Below are 18,198 nucleotides of genomic sequence, written 5' to 3'. Positions count from 1 at the left end.
CTCTTAGATCAGACTTGAGAATAAATTTCTGTCACCGTTGTGGTTAGCACTGAGTATCCATCTTTTAGTTCTTGATGAATTATTTGCGATTTCCACATCTCACAGTCTTGACAAGCTCTTCTTTTTTCTAATTGATTAAGAATTAAATCTTGTCGTAGTTGCTGGAATAACTCTCCCGACCAAATATCTTGTAAAGTTTGTTGATTATAATCCCCTAAACTTTCAATCTCTTGATCAAAACCTAGTCTAAATAAGGTTTCTATACAGTAGTAGATTTTGCCATTGGGTAAAACTGCCATTTCCAGAAAAGGGAATAAACAAGTCCAGCGCCCTTGCGCTTTTTGTTGATAATATTGGAGAGATTTTTCTACCCCTTGATTGTGTTTTTTTAGTCGCATATTATTTTCTTGATATTCAGCAATATTAAGGATAAAAACACTATTAACTTTTGATAACCAACGATTTAAAAATGCTTCTTCTTCCTCAAGATTAACATTGTAATTTCTGACAAAAGAGGTTCTAATTTCGCAGTCAATACCCAACTGATCTCTAATTCTTAACAGATCAATTGTATTGGATTCGACCTGACTTAAATCTCCACCTCGAATTCTTAAATAAGTCTCTGGAGTCGCCGCATCAAGACTAATATCAATACTGGTTAAACCCGATTTTAACAGAGCTTTAATATAAGTTTTATTCAGAAGTTGACCATTAGTAGTTAGATGAACTTTTGGAACACCTTGCTGTCGGCAAAGTTGAATAAAGTCTATAAGTTTAGGATGAAGTAATGGTTCTTCAACACTACCTATTACAATGGTAGTTGCTGCTTTTCCACAGTCTGCTGCTAGTTTTTCCATCATCTCCCAAGACATGACTTTTTTCTTTTGAAAAAAATCTGTAGTATGATTAGACTTTATCGAAGAACTATGATAGGGACACATAACACACTTAAGATTACAAGTGTTACCAACAACAACTCTGACATAAGAAGGTGCGATCGCTTTTCCATAATGACAACTAAAATAATGTAACTGCTCATCTCTATCTATTGCCGATAGTAAAACTAATGGAATAGGCTGAGGTTGAATAGTTTGGCTTGTTAGGAATGTCTCTATGTGGGGTTGTAATTGATGCCAAATATCACTTAATTCTTGGGGATATAAATACGCTAGTATAGGATAACTAGGCAAACCCAAATCTGAAAGAATGGGTAAAGTTGGCTGAAAAACAACAACCGCATATTTATCCTTAGTCGTCATTAGCAATTTTTTGATACTATGAGGATGCAAAGGAATATTATGGGAGGGAATCTCAAGAATTCTATCTGAAAAGATAGAAGTATTTATTGTCAGATCGGATAAAAGGTTCTGAGGATCTTTAATAATCATTTTTTGACCAATTTAACGATAAAATCCCCACCCTTTAGGTGAGGCGAGCAATTCTTATTTTTGTTCAATTAGTTTGCAAGGCTTCTAGGAACAAGTTGTCGGAATATAAGGATTGTCGGCAAAATATTTCCCTGGTTTTCGGTTTGATATCCAGTCGGACAAATCATCTGCATTTAAAGTGGCATTTCCCCATGACGGCTCAGGTGGATAGGGAATAATCATTTTAAACAACTCTGGTGCATTGTTATCTGCATCCAATATTTGACCAATAAAGCTACTATACGTCACTTCAAATAAGTAACCCAAGCTTGGGTTTTGCTCTCCCAGTTCATATTCATCAAAGATTGGAAAAATATATTCATCGGGTGGTTTACCTTGTGGAAAGAAGACTTGTTTCAGTAAATAAGCTGGATCAGATTCATCAACGGTTTCTAGTGGTTGTTTGGGATTAGCTCCAAACAATTTTTTGAGGTGATCAGCATTCTTTCCTTTTTTCAATCCCTGGTCTGAGGTCGGATGTTCAAAATAAGTCCTTAAGAGATTGGCCACTCTCTTTTGCTCGGCGTATTTCTCTTCATTTTCATCAGCCCATCGCCAAATATAAGCAATAATTTGAGAAACTTGTTTTGACTGTTGATAAAGACGCTGTAAAAAATTAATGTGTGGGGATTTATGTTTCATTTGATGAGCGGCTTCATTAACTTTTTCTGCCTTGTAGAATAAGCTACGAGTTTCAAACATAAGTGTGCTTCCTTTTTGAGAAATTAAATTGGACAATAAAATCGCTGAGGATTTTCCCAAACGATTTTTTTGACTATCTCCTGAGATAAGTTGTCTTCAAGTCCTATAACTTTTTTTACCGCATCAGCCTGATGATCCATGTGAGGATAATCAGACCCGAAGATTAAGTTATCAGAACCGATAAAATCAATGACCTGAGCCAAACAAGGTTCAGAGGGTTCCCCTGCAATGTAACACTGACGGCGGAAATACTCCGATGGTAGTAATTTTACCCGATCTTGGACTTCCCAATGTAAATTTTTATACTCCTCGTCAAGCTTCCATAACCAATAGGGAAGCCAACCACACCCTGACTCTAGAAACGCCACCCTCAGCCTCCGATGACGTTCTAAAACCCCCCCTTCAATTAAGGCTAACAGTGCCATCATTTGTTCCATCGGGTGAGAACAAGCATGAAGCGCAAACCGACTATTAAACCGCTCTGCACCAGTGGTGGGTAAGCGGCTATGAGTGCCTTCATGAATTCCTACAGCCATGTCCAAATCCTCGCAGGCCGCCCAAAAGTGTTCATAGGCTCGATCGCTCAAAATTCTGCCTTTAACGGGATTAGGGCGCAAAAAAACCGCCTTCCAGCCCAAGTTCGCCATGCGGTGTAGCTCTTTGACCATATCTTCGGGATCATGTTGATTGACTGCAGCCACTCCTTTCAGTCTAGCCGGGTCATAGCTACAATATTCTTCATATAACCATGTATTGTAGGCACGGACAAAAGCCCCCATCACTTCGGCAGGTAGGCTATCAATGGCAAATAACCACAGTCCATAGGTAGGATAAATAAAGGCCCTATCTACCCCCATTTGTACCATTGCTTGAACATGGGACTCTGGGTTATAGCGGTTGAGATAAGCATGGGGATGAGCTTGCATCATCTGCTTATTCCCTTCTGCTTGGACTTGTGGGGAGATTTTTTGACTAATCGGTTCTCCTTTGATTTTCATGTCACCAGAAGGAGCAAATTCCCTAAATTTAGGGTCTAGGTATTGGCCCCACATTGCGGGGGGTTCAATGACGTGGGAATCAGCATCAATAATTTTGTACCCGTTGAGCATAGCGATTTTTCGGCAATTTTCTACCTAAATTATATTTGATTGGGAAAAAGCGATCGCTTTTTTTAGGCTTTTTTTTCATCCCCTAAAACTCCATGGATTGATTGGGTTAAACTTGATACAACACTTTATTAAACTTAACGAATGGAAGCGATTGAATTTAAAATGATTCTTCATCATGGCACAGTTGTCATTCCCCCTGAATACCCCTCTAAGTGGGAAGGTAAGGCGATCCGTGTGATACTCTGAAGGGGTTTTGAGCTTGACTCAACCTTCTAAGATACATATAATGTATGTATGACATTTGAATATGATCCCAGAAAAGCAAAAACCAACTGGCAAAAGCACGGTGTTTCCTTTGCAGAAGCTGAAATGGTGTTTTTTGATCCCCTCGCTATTCATGATCTTGATCCCGATTGTATAACAGAAGAACGTTTTATTGCAGTGGGGATGGGAAACATGGGATCACTATTAGTGGTTATTTATACTTTGCGGGGTGAAGTCATTCGCTTGATTTCCGCTCGTCGTGCTACAAAACAAGAGAGAAAAACTTATGAGAAAGGAATATGATTTTTCTAAAGGAAAACGAGGGGCGCTCATTTCCTCTCAGGGAAAAACACGCATTACCATTTATCTAGATGATGAGATTCTAGCTTATTTTCGAGAACAGGCTGAAACCGCAGGAATGGGTTATCAAACCCTAATTAATGAGGCTTTAAAACAATATATCCAATCTCCTTCTGAGCGATCGCTCACTCAGTCCGATTTACGTCGTATTCTTCGGGAAGAATTATCAGCCCTCCAATAATGTTGCTTATGATAGTTACAAGTTAGCCGATCGCTGTCTGTTTTCAAGGATTGCGATCGCTTTTTAATTTTTTCTTGTCAAAGTTTAGTTAAACGGTAAGAGGGGTAATTTTGTAAAGATGTGCTAAATTGGAAGCTTTTTGTAGATCACCTTGACGAAGGGCTTCTCGGACATCATCTAATTTTTGAGCGTCTTCTAATGATAAATAGGGCGACCATCCTTCGGGAGTCTCAATCAGTTCTACTTCCACTTCAGCCATGTACTCTCCAATGTGGATGAGTTTAATGTGAGGCTTTTTTGTCATGGTTTTCTCCTTGTAAAATCACTTGACCAACGTGCTGGATCAGGTCTATAGGCAGTGACTAGAACAGCAGGCGATTCGGTATTCTTGGCTATACCCCAAACCACATGAACGGGTTTACCCTGACTATCTTTCTGTAAGACTAGCACACAACGCCCTTTAGGATATTCCGGGTAATCTTCGAGAATGACAGCTTCTCTAATACCTGTTATCACATCCCTTACCAGAATACCGTCATTTGCTAGTTCATCGTAGCCATGGGCTGATATTTTGACTTGCCCACGGGAAAGTAAAGCCAGAACTAATTGGAAGGTTATACTCATCATCTAATCATAGCATCTCTTTATTCAAGGAAGAAGGCGATCGCTGTCTGTTTTCAAGAATTGCGATCGCTTTTTTGCTGCCTTCTTTTCATCCCCTAAAACCGCTACAAGTCAGAGGGTAAAAGGGTTTTGAGGATTTTAGCCGAATGATTAATTCATTAGTTCTACTTTCAGGGATGAGGGAGTCATACCATAAAGTGACCCTTTGAATCTAATATAAATCTAATATAAATCTCATATAAAAGTTAATATTCTGCTCAAAAAAACATATTAGAAAAGTATTAATTTTAGAGATTGCCATTACCAAAAATAAAACTTATTCTGGTATCAAAGGTGATTAAACAAATCACTTTTAACCCAAAAGACAAGGCATTTTGCTTAAGGCATTATGGCTAATCTAAAAAATTCAGAAATGGATTTTGGAGAACGTCTTAATGGGACTTAGACAAAAAAACAATCGAGAAAAGCCTCAACTCCAATCCCCGCTTGGGATTTACTTCGAGAAGCCCAAAATCGCTGAAACCCAGATAGATCAAGGAAAATCATAAATCGAGGTTAACCCTTTGTCCCGTAATGGTTTGAGCCTTTTTTGCTGACTGAAAACGCCTCAGTCCCATTAAGGGTGTAAAGACAAGAAACTTAAGGAGAAAATCATGACACAAGTGATTCAGACTGGTAAAACTTTAAAGGCAGGCACGGGAAAGATAACAATTAACTTCCCGAAACCATTTGCTCAAATTCCTGTTGTTGTTGTCTCATCTTTTTGGGAAAACGTAGGAAGCCAAGTTGGAAATATTGAGACTATAGACACAATATCTCTTGAGAGCTTCACTATAGTTAGTTCTAATGCTGCTACTAACTACTATGTGAATTGGATTGCAATTTCACAAGAGTAAGTTTGATGGCCTCTCTTCTTAGCATTAGTTGAGCGTGATCGCTCCTTATTCTCGATTAGATTGAAACAACGAAACCCAATACTAATAAAGGTGTGTTACCTTAGTGACATACCTTTTATCTATCAGTCATCAGGAGAGCTTATTTATAGCGTTTCCTGTTCGCAAGAGGTACATTCTCGATGGTGAAAAGCTTAATCAGCAAAGGTTTAACTGTGCCATACAAGTGCGAGAATCGCTATATTTTCTGCTTAGATCAGTTAAAATTGAGGGATGATCTGCCCAGAAATTGGGTTTATCTTCGTACTTAACCTTAACATGAGAGGGAATCAAAGATGCTGGCAATATCGATGTTCTATGAAATCATCGTTTATAGGTATTTTATAGATAACAAACAACACTATATACGGCACATTAACGCTAGGTATCAAGAGGATGAAGTAATTGTCTCAATCCCTGATGGTGAAGTCCTTGAAGGTTCGAGTTAAACTAAAATGATCATCATCTTGCTTGTTAACTAACGAACAATTGACAAACTGATGATCCTGTTATACTAAATTAGGTATAAACCATAATCATTAACCCCAACATGGGAGATAAACCCATTTACTGGATTGGGACGTCAAGGGAAGATATTAGAGATTTTCCTGAAGACGCAAAGCGTAAAGCAGGTTTTCAACTGAGAGCTATTCAACAAGGAGAGAAACCCAATGATTTTAAACCCATTCCCATTATTGGTCAAGGAACAGAAGAAATTAGAATTTGGACAGGAGAAACCTACAGAATCTTTTATGTGGCAAGGTTTAAAGAAGCGATTTATGTCCTTCATACTTTCGGTAAAAAAACACAGAAAACCTCGAAAAAAGAAATTGAATTGGGACAAAAACGTTATCAACAAATGATTCAATTTAGACAACAATTACAGGAGGAATAACCATGACACAATCTAACCCTATTGAGATCACTTTTGGTAGCGATAACATCTTTGAAGATTTAGGATTTAACAGTGAAGAAGCAACTAACTTAAAAATTAGAGCCGATTTGATGTTAACCTTGCGGTCTTTTATCCAAGAAAAAAGATGGACACAGCAAGAAGCCGCCACTTTTTTCGAGGAAACACAACCAAAAATTAGTGATTTAATGAATGGAGAAATTAGCCGTTTTACTGTTGATAAATTACTCAGTCTTTTAGATAAAACGGGAATGAAAGTTAAACTCGAAATCTTCACCAAGTAACTTAAAATAATCAACAATTGACCATGAACAAGGGTTACATCCACATGGGAAAAGGATTTAATTCATCTTCCGTCAAAGTCTCTTTTAACCATCCCATGCTAACAGGAACATCATATAATCTTCCTGCCCCTAAACGCTTCCACATATGACGCATTCCGGGGACAATGACTTTAGCCACTCTTAAACCAATATCAGGACGAGTCTGATCTAATACTAACATTTCCATCCCCTTTGACTCAACAATTTGCTGACACAATTTAACATCCTCTAATAAATCATCACTAGCTAATTGTAAATAATCATAACTTTTTTTTGGTATTATTTTACTATCGGGAACTAAATAAGATTGATTGCTTAACCTTGCAGTTTGCCACCATTTAACCGCCAAAGGATCAGCAGAAGAATTATAAATCGTTGTCCCATCTTCCTTAAAAGATAACACATTCGGCAAGATTTGATTAACCTCAGTTAACGCCCGACTAATAGCAATTTTCGGGTCAAAATGCGCCCCATACCCTAACAAAATGTCCTCCACTTCCCGCTCCTTTCTCGGACTAATAGCGGCAAAACAAGGGATATTCAAATCACTGGTAATATCTAACACCCATAGCTCCCGATTTAACCCCTCATAATATTGCTTTAATTGCTCAAAATATGGCTCATTAAAGCTATCTAAATTAACGGAAGGTTTAACTAATTGATTATACCACCATAAGGCCACACAATCTCGTTCCACTAACTCCATAAATCCTTGTAAAATCGCTTCCTCTATCGTATTTCCTGCAGCGCAGCCATTAGAATCAGCCCAACAATCTAAGGGTTCAGATTGAGGATAACCATAATAACAATATACCGTCGGTAAATATTTAAAATCTTCAGCAGTTAAAGACCATACAGGAGTCCAATCAATGATTCTAGTTTCATCAAAAGGTTCAGGTACTTTTTGAAACCATCCTTGATTCTTCCCATTCCATTCTTCTCGATGTTGATATTGTTTTTCACTAAAGTTCATACATTTGTTAGGATGAATAGCTTTATCTCCTAACTCTTGATAACTCGCTTTTTCTCTGATTTCATTCCCTTGAAAAACTCCCGAATAGCGCTCAATAGCTTCACAAAATCCACTTGCTTTTGCTTGACTATCTGTACGGCCTTTTCCCGCACTTCTACCTCCAATATTTTGCCGTAAACTGTCTAAATCATCAAAGACACTGCGAAAATGATGTTTCGCTACATAAGTATGAACTAAAGCATTCCCTTGTATCTTATTTAATTCTCGCACAATTCCCGTAATGGGACTGATAAGATGTTGATAGGTTCTTAAGGTTTCTTCAGGAGAACAAAAACGATGTCCCCCATCACTGGTAAAAGCCTTTTTACGATGTCCCAAAACCACAGGTAAAGGTGTTTTATTTAGAGAATATCCACAACTAGGACAGTTCGGACGTTTAACTAAAATATGCTCTTGAAATTGTAAATTTAAAGTATCATAAGTCATTATTGTTCCTTCTAAACGTTGATTTTTACCTTGAATAATCCACTTAAAAACCTCCATAGCCGTCAGATTTAAAACCGTCTGTATTGTCGCTGAAGAAAACCCTAAAGGGGAAATTAAAGAAATCTTATTTTCTCTCTGTCTAATGATAAATTCCTCCACTGGACGATTATCTCGTAATCTTTGAGCCAAACAATGCCAACAACCAGTTTTATCGGGATCAAATAAGGGACCAATCCATGCTAGGTTTCCCAGGGGATTAACTAATAACCAAGGCTTTTGCGAGGCTAAAGCTTGTTGATTAATACTCTCTAAATCAGGATGAAGATAATTATCGGTTAAAATAATGGTTAAATCCCCTTCATTTGCGACTTGAACTTGCAAGGAATTCAAAATATTGATCAAATCTTGCTGGGGAATTGAGCCTAGGCTTTTAACCGTAACCTTCAGAGATTGTAATCGTTCAAAAGCTTGGGCTTGAGAAACCTGAAGATGATGGCATAAAATTGCTAAATTAGACGGCAATAATTCTTTTTTTTCTAACAAAAACCCTCGTTTATATAACTGAAAAATCGCTTTTTGAATTGCCAAGCTATAATTAACAATAACTGCGAAGGAATTAGCATTATTGGGATTAATTTCCTGATTTTGTAAAAATTCTAACTGAAGAATTTCAATAATTTCATCAAGATTACGTTGACCATCAATTAATCTTACCAAACGATAATAAAGCGGCTCTTGGAAACAGATTGATTCTCGCTCAGATAGAAAAAATACCGTATTTGGTTCTAAGGTTTCAATTGAGTAGGCAGGATTCCAATCAAGCTGGTTGAACACAATTTTTACTCTCTTTTTAAGGGATAGTTAAGGTTGATTATATACCTATAATATAAGGTTGATAGCAGTTATCTTAATGGTGAGGTGCGAAGTTTTCGTTTTCGGGAACAGGGAACGGCGAGGGAGCAGCCCATTTATGCCAAAATATAAAAGCGATCGCTAAAATTGATTAAATTTATGCAATAGGATAGCAAATCCGCTTTTAATAGCATGATTAACTCCCAAGTTATCGATTGTTTCTCTCTTCTCCCCGTTCCCCGCTCCGGCACTCCCCACTCTCCTCTACCTTTTAAACAGGATTTGGTATCAGACCCCTAATTTCTTCCCTGCCTGAAATTTCTCAATTTCTCGGAATAAATTTGACTACCAAAATCAGGGTAAATAGCCCAAATATCAACTTAATAAAGTTTTAATAGACATTTAAGCCCTAATAGATTAATCTTACTTTTTTTAAAGCCGATATGCTGTCTCGCTAATCCTTTTAAGACTGGAAAACTTGGTATTCTGTCAGGGGTTGGCCGTGAGAGAGGTCAATTTTCAAGGATAATTTGTAACAGAGTGTTGAAAATTCCTTTAATCTTAGTTATGAGCGATCGCCCACCAGAACTAACCCTAGCCGACCAGGCCCCTGCCAACTACGAATGTCGCTCCTGCGGCTACGTTTACGACCCCAGCAAGGGAGATAGTAAAACCAACACTCCCGCTGGAACCCCCTTCGAGGAATTGCCAGAAACGTGGCGCTGTCCCGTGTGTGGTGTGCGTCGTTCCCAATTTATCAACATTGGAGCTAAAGATGCTCCTTCGGGATTCCAAGAAAATCTTAGCTATGGTTTTGGAGTCAATCGTCTGACTCCCGCACAAAAAAATATTTTGATTTTCGGGGCTTTAGCGCTAGGATTTGTTTTCTTTATTAGTTTATATGGTTTAAACTAACTCAAGCACTCATTATCTTTAATCTAACGGCTCTTGTGGCCCTGTAACCCATCGGGTACAAACCTTAATCCGTCCCGATTCCTTGACCAATACCTCTGAACCATTGATGAGAAAACTGAAACAATTCGTAATAGTTCTAGCTGTAGCCTTTTTCTGCTTTAGCTGTAGTAGTGTGCCATCCCTGAGCAATAGTCCTTGGCAAATCCTCACCCTCGACACTGACTCCACTTTTGCCGATATCGCCTTTACCAGCGACCTGCAGCACGGTTGGTTAGTGGGGACCAAATCTACCCTCTTTGAAACCAGCGATGGGGGGGACAGCTGGCAGCAAAAAGTCCTCAACCTTGGCGAAGAAAAAGTTAGCTTTAGCGCCGTCAGTTTCCACAACCAAGAGGGTTGGATTGTCGGTAAACCCTCGATTCTTCTCCATAGCGAAGACGGGGGCAGCAGCTGGTCCCGTATCCCCTTAAGCGAAAAATTACCCGGTTCTCCCTACGGAATTATCGCTCTGAACGACAAAACCGCCGAAATGGTCACGGATTTAGGTGCTATCTACCGCACCAAAGACGGGGGCAAAACTTGGCAAGCTTTAGTGGAAGGTGCTGTGGGTGTGGCCCGGACAATTGTTCGTTCCCATGATGGTAAATATGTGGCCGTTTCCGCACGCGGTAACTTTTATTCTACCTGGGAACCGGGGTCAACAGAATGGCAACCCCACAATCGTCTTTCTTCCCGCCGTTTACAAAAAGTCGGTTATGGTGAAAAAGGGGAATTGTGGGCCCTGGCCCGGGGTGGTCAACTACAATTTACTAGCCCCAATGATCTCGATACATGGGAAGATAAGGTATTCCCCGAGTTTTCCACCAGTTGGGGACTTTTGGACCTCAACTACCGCACCCCCGAAGAAATTTGGGTCGCTGGTGGTAGCGGCAATCTCTTGGTCAGTGATGACGGCGGCCAATCTTGGCAAAAAGATCGCGCGGTGGAAAGTGTCCCCTCCAATCTCTATCGAATTGTTTTTATCAATTCCGACAAGGGTTTTGTCTTGGGACAAGATGGGGTCTTACTGAAATATAATCCCCCCAGCGAACCGGCCTAAAACTTGTCTCAGGGTCAACAAAGTCTCTATTATAGAGATTGAATTTTTCAAGTCCTATCATTCCGAGGAGAACCGTCCATGTCAGGTAGTACCGGCGAACGTCCTTTTGGCGATATCGTTACCAGTATTCGTTACTGGATTATCCATAGCATCACCATCCCCATGCTCTTTGTCGCAGGTTGGTTATTCGTGAGTACCGGTTTAGCTTACGATGTTTTTGGCACTCCCCGTCCCGATGAGTATTACACTCAAGAGCGTCAAGAATTACCGATCATTAATGATCGCTTTGAGGCCAAAAATCAAATCGAGCAGTTTAATCAGTAGTTTACTTTAATTAAGGATAAAAACAATGGCTAGTGGTAATCCCAATCAACCCATTTCTTACCCCATTTTCACCGTTCGCTGGTTGGCAGTTCATACCTTAGCGGTCCCCACTGTCTTCTTTATCGGTGCAATTGCGGCAATGCAGTTTATTCAACGCTAGGAGAACAATTATGGAAAGAACACCTAATCCGAATCGGCAAGCCGTCGAGTTAAATCGTACTTCTCTTTACCTAGGTTTACTCCTAGTTGCTGTCTTGGGAATTTTATTTTCCAGCTATTTCTTTAACTAATTAGTCCCGATTTATTGTCATCGCAATTAGGAGGTGTTATTCATGTTCGCAGAAGGTCGTATTCCTTTGTGGTTAGTCGCCACCATCGCCGGTCTAGGCGTTATCGCCGTGCTTGGTCTTTTCTTCTACGGAGCTTACGCTGGTTTAGGTTCCTCTATGTAATTCCATTACGGGTAATTTCCCCCAGCAAAAAGCCGTTAGTTATAGAAATAACTAGCGGTTTTTTCAGTATTCGGTGAAAAGTAAAGCTCGATCGAACTTTAATACCAAATCCGTTTTTAATAGTGTGATTAACTCTCAAGTTATGAATTGTTTCTCCCTGCTCCCTTCTCCCCACACCCCAAACCCTGCCCCCACGAAAAACTTTTTCAGCAGACCCTAATTAAAAAAAGGAGTCAAAGACTTGACTCCTTTAGTTATATGGATGATTTAGCTAAAACTAAACCTCTTGTTTACGAGTGCTAAGATCACCCAATTTTTGGAATAAACCGAATTCCACTTGTTCTTCCAGATCCGGATCTACCCCAGCGAATACGTCGCGGTAGATGGTACGAGAACCGTGCCAGATATGACCGAAGAAGAATAGTAAAGCAAAGACAGCATGACCGAAAGTAAACCAACCTCTCGGAGAAGTGCGGAATACCCCGTCAGACTTCAGGGTTTCGGTGTCAAACTCGAAAGCTTCACCGAGTTGCGCTCTACGCGCAAATTTCTTCACATCAGCAGGATCGCTGAACACCTGACCATCGAGAGAGCCACCGTAGAAAGAAACGGTAACACCACTTTGTTCGATACTCAGTTTCGATTCCGCACGACGGAAGGGAATATCAGCGCGAACGATACCTTCCGAGTCAGTCAGGACAACGGGGAAGGTTTCAAAGAAGTTAGGCATCCGACGCACGCTAAGGACGCGACCTTCGCCATCTTTGAACACAGGGTGTCCTAACCAAGATTTAGCGATACCGTCACCGCTATCCATGGCACCAGTACGGAATAAACCACCTTTAGCGGGGCTATTACCGACATAATCATAGAAAGCCAGTTTTTCGGGGATTGCTTGGTAAGCTTCGGCGATGGTGGCTCCGTTGGCGATGCTGGCCTCGACGCGACGCTCAATTTCTTCTTGGAAATAGCCCTTATCCCATTGGTAACGGGTCGGTCCAAAGAGTTCGATCGGGGTGGTAGCATTACCGTACCACATGGTTCCAGCCACGACGAAAGCGGCAAAGAAAACAGCGGCGATACTGCTAGAAAGCACCGTTTCGATATTACCCATTCTCAGGGCTTTATAGAGTCTTTCGGGGGGACGAACGGTTAAATGGAATAAACCAGCGATAATCCCGACGATACCCGCAGCAATGTGGTGAGCTACCACACCCCCGGGGTTAAAGGGGTTAAAACCAGCCGGTCCCCATTCGGGAGCTACGGGCTGCACATGACCGGTTAAACCGTAGGCATCGGAAACCCACATCCCGGGACCCCAAAGGCCTGTTTGATGGAAAGCACCGAAACCGAAGCAAAGTAAACCGGATAAGAACAGGTGAATACCGAACATTTTCGGCAAATCGAGGGCAGATTCGCCCGTGCGGGGATCGACGAATAATTCTAAATCCCAGAAAACCCAGTGCCAAACCGCCGCTAGGAATAGCAGACCGGATAAGACGATATGAGCGGCGGCAACGCCTTCAAAAGACCAGAAACCGGGGTCAACACCAGTTTCGCCGGTGACGCTCCAGCCACCCCATGAACCAGTGACACCTAAACGGGCCATGAAGGGCAGCACGAACATTCCTTGCCGCCACATCGGGTTTAATACGGGGTCACTGGGGTCGAAAATAGCAAGCTCATAGAGGGCCATGGAGCCAGCCCAACCCGCTACCAGTGCGGTGTGCATCAGGTGAACGGAAATTAAACGGCCCGGGTCGTTGAGAACGACTGTGTGTACTCGATACCAAGGTAGTCCCATTGACTACGCTCCTCCTATTGACAATTTAGTGTCCACTTAGACGCTTTTTATATTCAGGGTCAAAATATAAGCCCAACACTCTCGACGGTTAAGTGCAAGAGTTAGCCGACCTACATTATCCCTTGAAAAGTGTATCTATTCTAAAGAAGTGTAACTATTGTTAGAACAGATTTCAAGTGCTTGCGATCGATCTTCGGCCAGAATATTCCAGATCAGGGAGTGGGGTGTAGGGAGTGGGGAGAAGGGAGTGGGGTGTGGGGTGTGGGGTGTGGGCTTCGGCCGTGAGCTCAGCCGAACGGGAGAAGGGTGTGGGGTGTGGGGTGTGGGCTTCGGCCGTGAGCTCAGCCGAACGGGTGTGGGGTGTGGGGTGTGGGGAGAATAAATAAAAATAATCTCCCGTCTCCTGAATCCTAACTCCTGAATCCTAACTCCTGAATCCTAACTCCTGAATCCTAACTCCTGACTCCTGATAACTGATCACTGATCACTGATAACTGATTACTTCCTCAGTAGTTCTTCGGCATTTTGCAGGATTTCGAGGACTTGTTCGGCACTAATCAAGCGTTTTAGCACCACTTGCCCGATGGTGGGGACAGTATCGGCAATTTCGGCACTCTTGGGGGCAACTTCCACCATAATCACGGCTTCTTCCACCTTATAAAGCCATAAAACCTGTTCTCCCTCTAAAATACCGATATTTAATCGCTCTATCTGTGGTGGTCGTCGCCAACTACTCGCGTGATCCCACAAACCGCCAAATTCCCACACCCGTCCTATTGTCCAACCTGCCGTTAAGAAAAAATATTTCACTTTGTTACTCAATCTAGAATCAATCTCTAGCTTTCTGGCTTAATTAGTTTTCAGCCGTCAAATTTTATCAGCTTTTTAGCCCTCAGCCATCAGCCAGAAAAGACAATAGGCAATAGGCAAAAGTCAGCTTTGTCCTCCCCGCTCCCCGCTCGTCAATTCATAATTTATAATTTATAATTCATAATTCATAATTCCCACTCCTGTCTCCTATGAGGACTAATAGCTAGTTAACGTCCCGTTAATTTCACCACCCCAATGCCCCCAAAGTATAGACCCAAGACCGCCCCTGCTAACAGGGATTGGGTGAGAGGATCTGTGGAAGGGGTTAAAATCGCGCCTAAAATCACCGCCCCCAAAACCACGAAACGCCACCCCGATAACATCGTTTGCGAGGAAATAATGCCTAAAAAGCTCAAAATCAATTGAATAACGGGAATTTGAAAGGCGATGCCGGTACTAAACAGCAAAAGTAAGACAAATTCAAAATAGCGCTCGATCGACCAAGCTTGTTCGACCACTTCCGCCCCATAACTGACAAAAAAGTTTAAAGCGGCGGGAATCAGGGCAATATAGGCAAAAAATAAACCGGCAAAAAATAAAACACTCGATCCTAACACTACCGGGACAATTAAACGCCGTTCGCGACGGGTTAACCCGGGCAGCACAAAGAGGATAATTTGCAAGAGAATGACGGGACTAGCCACCAGTATGCCGCTATATCCAGCTACTTTTAGGGAGACGAAAAAAAATTCTCCCGGGGCCAACTGCAAAAATTTTACCCCTTGGGCGGGGACTTCCAGCACTTGTACTAGGGGTTTAACGAAGATAAAACATCCCACCGCACCCACAGCCACGGCAATTAAACTATAAAAAATCCGGCGCCGCAACTCCTCCAAGTGGTCAAATAAGGACATTTCCACTTCTCCGGGTAACTCATCGAGGAATTCGGTACTGTCTGGGGGTGGGGTTTTTACTTCTGTCGATGACATGGCTTTGGCTCGATCGTTCTCTACTCAAGCCTTTATCCTAGCATTGTTGACCCTTAGCCTTGAATCAGTTATCAGAAGTCAGGAGTCGGGAGATTATTTTTAGGACTTACGCACTGTACAAATTGACCATGGTGTGCGGGAATGAAAATCGGTCGTTTCAGATTATAGAGGAGAGGCAAAAGGCAAGAGGCAAAAGGCAAAGGGGGAAATAAATAATCAGTTTTTAATAACCAGATTTAGTATTAGATACAGCAACGCTCATTGATGACTCCGTCTCAGCTGCCAAAATAAGATTAGCTGATTGACCTTAGTTTGACTCTCGGATAGACTAAGATTAGCTCTCTAACTTTAGTCTTATGCTCGAGATCGCAAAAGAAGACATCCTCTCCCGCCTTCAATTTGATAATCCTTGGTGGGAGACAGACCGTAGGGGAAAAGTAATCTATGAAGATATGCCACGGCGCAAGTACTTTGAGGCTTTTTCTCAAAACATCTTGGACACGAGTGTGCGTCGAGCAACAGTCTTGATGGGACCCAGGCGTGTTGGTAAAACTGTCATGGTCTATCACACTATTCGTCTGCTCCTAGATTCTGGCATTAGTGCGGTAAATATTTTATATGTCTCTCTTGAAACTCCAATTTATACAGGGCTTCCATTAGAGCGGATACTTAAGTATTTTCAGGAACTATTCAATCACGATCGCAATTCGAGGCTATTTGTCTTTTTTGACGAAATTCAATACTTGCGTCAGTGGGAAATTCATCTAAAATCCCTGGTTGATTCATTTCCAATCTGTCGATTTGTCGCTACTGGCTCTGCTGCTGCTGCTCTAAGGCTTAAAAGCACTGATTCTGGTGCTGGCCGATTCAGCGACTATATCCTGCCACCGCTAACCTTTGCTGAATATTTAATGTTTATAGAAAAAGAAAATGAATTAATAGAGACAAATGTCCATGACTCTTATGAGTTTGTGTCTAAAGATATTGAGCAGTTGAATGAGAATTTTATTAATTATTTGAACTTCGGTGGCTATCCAGAAGCTGTCTTTTCTGAAACAATTCGACAGGATCCTGGACAATATATTAAAAGCGATATCATTGACAAAGTTTTACTTCGAGATTTGCCAAGCCTTTATGGGATTAGTGATATTCAAGAACTGAATAGACTTTTCACAACCCTGGCGTATAATTCAGGCAACGAAGTAAGTCTCGAGGGGTTATCCCAATCCTCTGGTGTAGCTAAAAACACTATCAAACGTTACCTCGAGTATCTTGAGGCTGCATTCCTAATCCGCCGAGTAGAGAGAATTGATCAAAGCGCTAAAAAGTTTAAGAGAGCAGTTTGCTTTAAAGTCTATTTAACCAATCCTTCAATGCGCGCTGCGCTATTTGGTCAGCTTGAAACAGACTCTAAGGCGATGGGAGCCATGACTGAAACCGCTATTTTTAGTCAATGGCAGCACAGTAAAACGACTGAGCTTTATTACGCACGATGGAAAACTGGAGAAATTGATATTGTACATTTAGATGCTGCCCATCAATCACCTTCTTGGATAGTTGAGGTTAAGTGGAGCGATCGCACTCATAGTACACCTTCCGAACTGGACAACTGCATAGAATTTTTAAAAAAGAATCCAGGTATATCTCAACCGATCTTGGTGACAAGTAAAACTATTAGGGATGACAATTTTTTATACAAAGATATACGATTTCGCTTTGAACCCGCAAGTTTATATGCCTATGCTCTCGGTGCAAATATATTGCGAAATATTGACAACAAGGTTAAGGGATCTCGTGCCAGGTCACTACCTCTTGAATAAGAGTTGCTTGATATAGCCGTGATAGGTATGCCTAACAGTCTAGTTATGCCCGTCTTTGCTTGTGAGGTTAATGTAGGTTAGCAGTTCATTAAGCTTGTTTTTCAGATTTGGGGATGTCATAAGCGGGTTGTAAACTTCTCCTGCTTAGGGTTGCCAAACATAACTAGGACTAAAGGAGCGTAATACTGGCAATATTCTTAGTTCTCGTTCGCTTGGCTTTGCTAAAACCAATCCATAGGATAGATAATTTAAATAATTATTCGAGAAGCTCACTGTAAGATCGCTAAAGAAATTTTTTAAATTAATCGATTTCAATCATATTACTTATTTGCTCTTGGGTGGCAGAGCCGTCAAGTAACTGTTCAAAGAATTGATTTAGCGACACGTCAATATTAGCTTTTCTGGATCGAATTGGATTTGGCACTAATTGCTCGCATAGTTGTTTAGATTGAGCATACGCAGGAGAACCTTGCTCAACAAAGTGAGGATCAATTTCACGAAAAGTAAGTAACCTGAGTTCGGGATAACGCTATCTTATGGGACTGTGGGAAAACCTTTGCCAACTCTGGATTCTGAACCTCTTGGTTAGCAGGTAATCGTTACCAATCCGGCGATCGCTAAGTAGTCCGTTTGTTCTGCCAGTTTGACCTGGTTTCATCGCTAACTCTTTTTCTGAGAAAACTTAAAAAAGGGAGAGATGATATGCTGAAAAACAGAATCACCGACCGCCACCTCCCCCTATGTTTAGTTTAGACGCTCTCTTCTGCCATGTCGATGATTTTTGCCAACAATTTGTCCCTCAGTGGCAAAAAACCCTACTTGGTCACGGCTTAACTCAC

Annotated in this window: 22 protein-coding genes and 1 pseudogene; 14 read left to right on the top strand and 9 right to left on the bottom strand. The window is 41.3% G+C overall.

Annotation, left to right across the window (positions count from 1 at the left end; genetic code table 11):
• Positions 1-8: 8 nt before the first annotated feature.
• From IM462_RS19835 to IM462_RS19825, 3 genes are all read right to left on the bottom strand, one after another.
• Positions 9-1,388 (bottom strand): radical SAM/SPASM domain-containing protein, encoded by a 1,380-nt coding sequence (locus IM462_RS19835; protein WP_287703148.1) that lies wholly within the window; start codon positions 1,386-1,388, stop codon positions 9-11.
• An 84-nt stretch (positions 1,389-1,472) separates the two neighbouring features.
• Positions 1,473-2,129: a hypothetical protein gene (locus tag IM462_RS19830; protein ID WP_052278461.1), complete on the bottom strand. Its 657-nt coding sequence runs from the start codon at positions 2,127-2,129 to the stop codon at positions 1,473-1,475.
• Between the two features lie 23 nt (positions 2,130-2,152).
• Positions 2,153-3,238 (bottom strand): amidohydrolase family protein, encoded by a 1,086-nt coding sequence (locus tag IM462_RS19825; protein ID WP_287703145.1) that lies wholly within the window; start codon positions 3,236-3,238, stop codon positions 2,153-2,155.
• Positions 3,239-3,532: 294 nt separating this feature from the next.
• On the opposite strand from IM462_RS19825, the gene IM462_RS19820 reads away from it, so the two are divergent.
• Complete coding sequence (locus IM462_RS19820) at positions 3,533-3,805, top strand: BrnT family toxin (protein ID WP_045357897.1); 273 nt, start codon at positions 3,533-3,535, stop codon at positions 3,803-3,805.
• Positions 3,789-4,043, top strand: coding sequence for a BrnA antitoxin family protein (locus tag IM462_RS19815; RefSeq protein ID WP_002738362.1), 255 nt, complete (start codon positions 3,789-3,791; stop codon positions 4,041-4,043). The genes IM462_RS19820 and IM462_RS19815 overlap by 17 nt, the downstream gene beginning before the upstream one ends.
• Positions 4,044-4,131: 88 nt before the next feature.
• On the opposite strand, the gene IM462_RS19810 is transcribed toward IM462_RS19815, so the two are convergent.
• Together IM462_RS19810 and IM462_RS19805 are read right to left on the bottom strand one after the other, a co-directional pair.
• Positions 4,132-4,347 (bottom strand): hypothetical protein, encoded by a 216-nt coding sequence (locus tag IM462_RS19810; RefSeq protein ID WP_002757627.1) that lies wholly within the window; start codon positions 4,345-4,347, stop codon positions 4,132-4,134.
• Positions 4,344-4,670, bottom strand: a complete 327-nt coding sequence (locus IM462_RS19805) for a DUF4258 domain-containing protein (protein ID WP_004267892.1) — start codon at positions 4,668-4,670, stop codon at positions 4,344-4,346. Before IM462_RS19805 ends, IM462_RS19810 begins: the two co-directional genes overlap by 4 nt.
• Positions 4,671-5,320: 650 nt before the next feature.
• On the opposite strand from IM462_RS19805, the gene IM462_RS19800 reads away from it, so the two are divergent.
• The 4 genes from IM462_RS19800 (at position 5,321) to IM462_RS19785 (ending at position 6,796) form a co-directional block, all read left to right on the top strand.
• Positions 5,321-5,563 carry an H-type lectin domain-containing protein gene (locus IM462_RS19800; RefSeq protein WP_061431899.1) on the top strand — a complete coding sequence of 81 codons (243 nt, stop codon included), beginning with the start codon at positions 5,321-5,323 and terminating at the stop codon, positions 5,561-5,563.
• Positions 5,564-5,895: 332 nt separating this feature from the next.
• Entirely contained in the window at positions 5,896-6,048 is a 153-nt protein-coding gene (locus IM462_RS19795; protein WP_072319708.1) for a DUF4160 domain-containing protein, read from the top strand.
• Between the two features lie 101 nt (positions 6,049-6,149).
• Positions 6,150-6,494, top strand: coding sequence for a type II toxin-antitoxin system RelE/ParE family toxin (locus tag IM462_RS19790; protein WP_190357690.1), 345 nt, complete (start codon positions 6,150-6,152; stop codon positions 6,492-6,494).
• Positions 6,495-6,496: 2 nt separating this feature from the next.
• Positions 6,497-6,796: a helix-turn-helix domain-containing protein gene (locus IM462_RS19785; protein WP_012266232.1), complete on the top strand. Its 300-nt coding sequence runs from the start codon at positions 6,497-6,499 to the stop codon at positions 6,794-6,796.
• A 34-nt stretch (positions 6,797-6,830) separates the two neighbouring features.
• Here IM462_RS19785 and IM462_RS19780 read toward each other — a convergent pair whose 3' ends face one another.
• A complete protein-coding gene (locus IM462_RS19780) occupies positions 6,831-9,128 on the bottom strand; it encodes a TOMM precursor leader peptide-binding protein (RefSeq protein WP_287715516.1) in 2,298 nt (765 codons plus the stop codon).
• A gap of 585 nt (positions 9,129-9,713) precedes the next feature.
• On the opposite strand from IM462_RS19780, the gene IM462_RS19775 reads away from it, so the two are divergent.
• From IM462_RS19775 to IM462_RS19750, 6 genes are all read left to right on the top strand, one after another.
• Positions 9,714-10,061: a rubredoxin gene (locus IM462_RS19775; RefSeq protein ID WP_002757647.1), complete on the top strand. Its 348-nt coding sequence runs from the start codon at positions 9,714-9,716 to the stop codon at positions 10,059-10,061.
• A 106-nt stretch (positions 10,062-10,167) separates the two neighbouring features.
• Positions 10,168-11,160: a photosynthesis system II assembly factor Ycf48 gene (locus IM462_RS19770; protein WP_287700167.1), complete on the top strand. Its 993-nt coding sequence runs from the start codon at positions 10,168-10,170 to the stop codon at positions 11,158-11,160.
• A 78-nt stretch (positions 11,161-11,238) separates the two neighbouring features.
• Complete coding sequence (psbE, locus tag IM462_RS19765) at positions 11,239-11,484, top strand: cytochrome b559 subunit alpha (RefSeq protein ID WP_002737435.1); 246 nt, start codon at positions 11,239-11,241, stop codon at positions 11,482-11,484.
• Positions 11,485-11,509: 25 nt separating this feature from the next.
• Positions 11,510-11,644 carry a cytochrome b559 subunit beta gene (gene psbF / locus IM462_RS19760; RefSeq protein ID WP_002736175.1) on the top strand — a complete coding sequence of 45 codons (135 nt, stop codon included), beginning with the start codon at positions 11,510-11,512 and terminating at the stop codon, positions 11,642-11,644.
• Between the two features lie 10 nt (positions 11,645-11,654).
• Positions 11,655-11,774 carry a photosystem II reaction center protein PsbL gene (psbL, locus tag IM462_RS19755; RefSeq protein WP_002735805.1) on the top strand — a complete coding sequence of 40 codons (120 nt, stop codon included), beginning with the start codon at positions 11,655-11,657 and terminating at the stop codon, positions 11,772-11,774.
• Between the two features lie 42 nt (positions 11,775-11,816).
• Positions 11,817-11,936, top strand: coding sequence for a photosystem II reaction center protein J (locus IM462_RS19750; RefSeq protein ID WP_002736108.1), 120 nt, complete (start codon positions 11,817-11,819; stop codon positions 11,934-11,936).
• A 277-nt stretch (positions 11,937-12,213) separates the two neighbouring features.
• Here the strand turns inward: IM462_RS19750 and psbB are convergent, their stop codons facing one another.
• The 3 genes from psbB to tatC all read right to left on the bottom strand — a co-directional run bounded on the left by psbB (position 12,214) and on the right by tatC (position 15,539).
• The gene (psbB, locus tag IM462_RS19745; protein ID WP_002735904.1) at positions 12,214-13,740 is read right to left on the bottom strand and encodes a photosystem II chlorophyll-binding protein CP47; all 1,527 of its coding nucleotides are present in this window, start codon (positions 13,738-13,740) and stop codon (positions 12,214-12,216) included.
• Between the two features lie 498 nt (positions 13,741-14,238).
• On the bottom strand, positions 14,239-14,550 hold the full coding sequence (locus IM462_RS19740) for a hypothetical protein (RefSeq protein ID WP_002749272.1): 312 nt from the start codon (positions 14,548-14,550) through the stop codon (positions 14,239-14,241).
• Positions 14,551-14,777: 227 nt separating this feature from the next.
• Positions 14,778-15,539 (bottom strand): twin-arginine translocase subunit TatC, encoded by a 762-nt coding sequence (gene tatC, locus IM462_RS19735; RefSeq protein WP_002737652.1) that lies wholly within the window; start codon positions 15,537-15,539, stop codon positions 14,778-14,780.
• A gap of 356 nt (positions 15,540-15,895) precedes the next feature.
• On the opposite strand from tatC, the gene IM462_RS19730 reads away from it, so the two are divergent.
• A complete protein-coding gene (locus IM462_RS19730) occupies positions 15,896-17,359 on the top strand; it encodes an ATP-binding protein (RefSeq protein WP_287700129.1) in 1,464 nt (487 codons plus the stop codon).
• Between the two features lie 740 nt (positions 17,360-18,099).
• Positions 18,100-18,198, top strand: a pseudogene (locus IM462_RS21315) (IS982 family transposase); the annotation flags it as partial.

The sequence above is a fragment of the Microcystis sp. M144S2 genome (assembly GCF_020246065.1).
Classification (GTDB): domain Bacteria; phylum Cyanobacteriota; class Cyanobacteriia; order Cyanobacteriales; family Microcystaceae; genus Microcystis; species Microcystis ichthyoblabe_A.
The sequence above is the reverse complement of the archived record's forward strand: the minus strand, read 5'-3'. Positions and strand labels throughout refer to the sequence as shown.

Bases quoted from the DNA above. Each gene is read 5' to 3' on its own strand.
- IM462_RS19835 (WP_287703148.1), bottom strand. From the start codon at position 1,388: ATGATTATTAAAGATCCTCAGAACCTTTTATCCGATCTGACAATAAAT.
- IM462_RS19830 (WP_052278461.1), bottom strand. From the start codon at position 2,129: ATGTTTGAAACTCGTAGCTTATTCTACAAGGCAGAAAAAGTTAATGAA.
- IM462_RS19825 (WP_287703145.1), bottom strand. From the start codon at position 3,238: ATGCTCAACGGGTACAAAATTATTGATGCTGATTCCCACGTCATTGAA.
- IM462_RS19820 (WP_045357897.1), top strand. From the start codon at position 3,533: ATGACATTTGAATATGATCCCAGAAAAGCAAAAACCAACTGGCAAAAG.
- IM462_RS19815 (WP_002738362.1), top strand. From the start codon at position 3,789: ATGAGAAAGGAATATGATTTTTCTAAAGGAAAACGAGGGGCGCTCATT.
- IM462_RS19810 (WP_002757627.1), bottom strand. From the start codon at position 4,347: ATGACAAAAAAGCCTCACATTAAACTCATCCACATTGGAGAGTACATG.
- IM462_RS19805 (WP_004267892.1), bottom strand. From the start codon at position 4,670: ATGATGAGTATAACCTTCCAATTAGTTCTGGCTTTACTTTCCCGTGGG.
- IM462_RS19800 (WP_061431899.1), top strand. From the start codon at position 5,321: ATGACACAAGTGATTCAGACTGGTAAAACTTTAAAGGCAGGCACGGGA.
- IM462_RS19795 (WP_072319708.1), top strand. From the start codon at position 5,896: ATGCTGGCAATATCGATGTTCTATGAAATCATCGTTTATAGGTATTTT.
- IM462_RS19790 (WP_190357690.1), top strand. From the start codon at position 6,150: ATGGGAGATAAACCCATTTACTGGATTGGGACGTCAAGGGAAGATATT.
- IM462_RS19785 (WP_012266232.1), top strand. From the start codon at position 6,497: ATGACACAATCTAACCCTATTGAGATCACTTTTGGTAGCGATAACATC.
- IM462_RS19775 (WP_002757647.1), top strand. From the start codon at position 9,714: ATGAGCGATCGCCCACCAGAACTAACCCTAGCCGACCAGGCCCCTGCC.
- IM462_RS19770 (WP_287700167.1), top strand. From the start codon at position 10,168: ATGAGAAAACTGAAACAATTCGTAATAGTTCTAGCTGTAGCCTTTTTC.
- psbE (WP_002737435.1), top strand. From the start codon at position 11,239: ATGTCAGGTAGTACCGGCGAACGTCCTTTTGGCGATATCGTTACCAGT.
- psbF (WP_002736175.1), top strand. From the start codon at position 11,510: ATGGCTAGTGGTAATCCCAATCAACCCATTTCTTACCCCATTTTCACC.
- psbL (WP_002735805.1), top strand. From the start codon at position 11,655: ATGGAAAGAACACCTAATCCGAATCGGCAAGCCGTCGAGTTAAATCGT.
- IM462_RS19750 (WP_002736108.1), top strand. From the start codon at position 11,817: ATGTTCGCAGAAGGTCGTATTCCTTTGTGGTTAGTCGCCACCATCGCC.
- psbB (WP_002735904.1), bottom strand. From the start codon at position 13,740: ATGGGACTACCTTGGTATCGAGTACACACAGTCGTTCTCAACGACCCG.
- tatC (WP_002737652.1), bottom strand. From the start codon at position 15,539: ATGTCATCGACAGAAGTAAAAACCCCACCCCCAGACAGTACCGAATTC.
- IM462_RS19730 (WP_287700129.1), top strand. From the start codon at position 15,896: ATGCTCGAGATCGCAAAAGAAGACATCCTCTCCCGCCTTCAATTTGAT.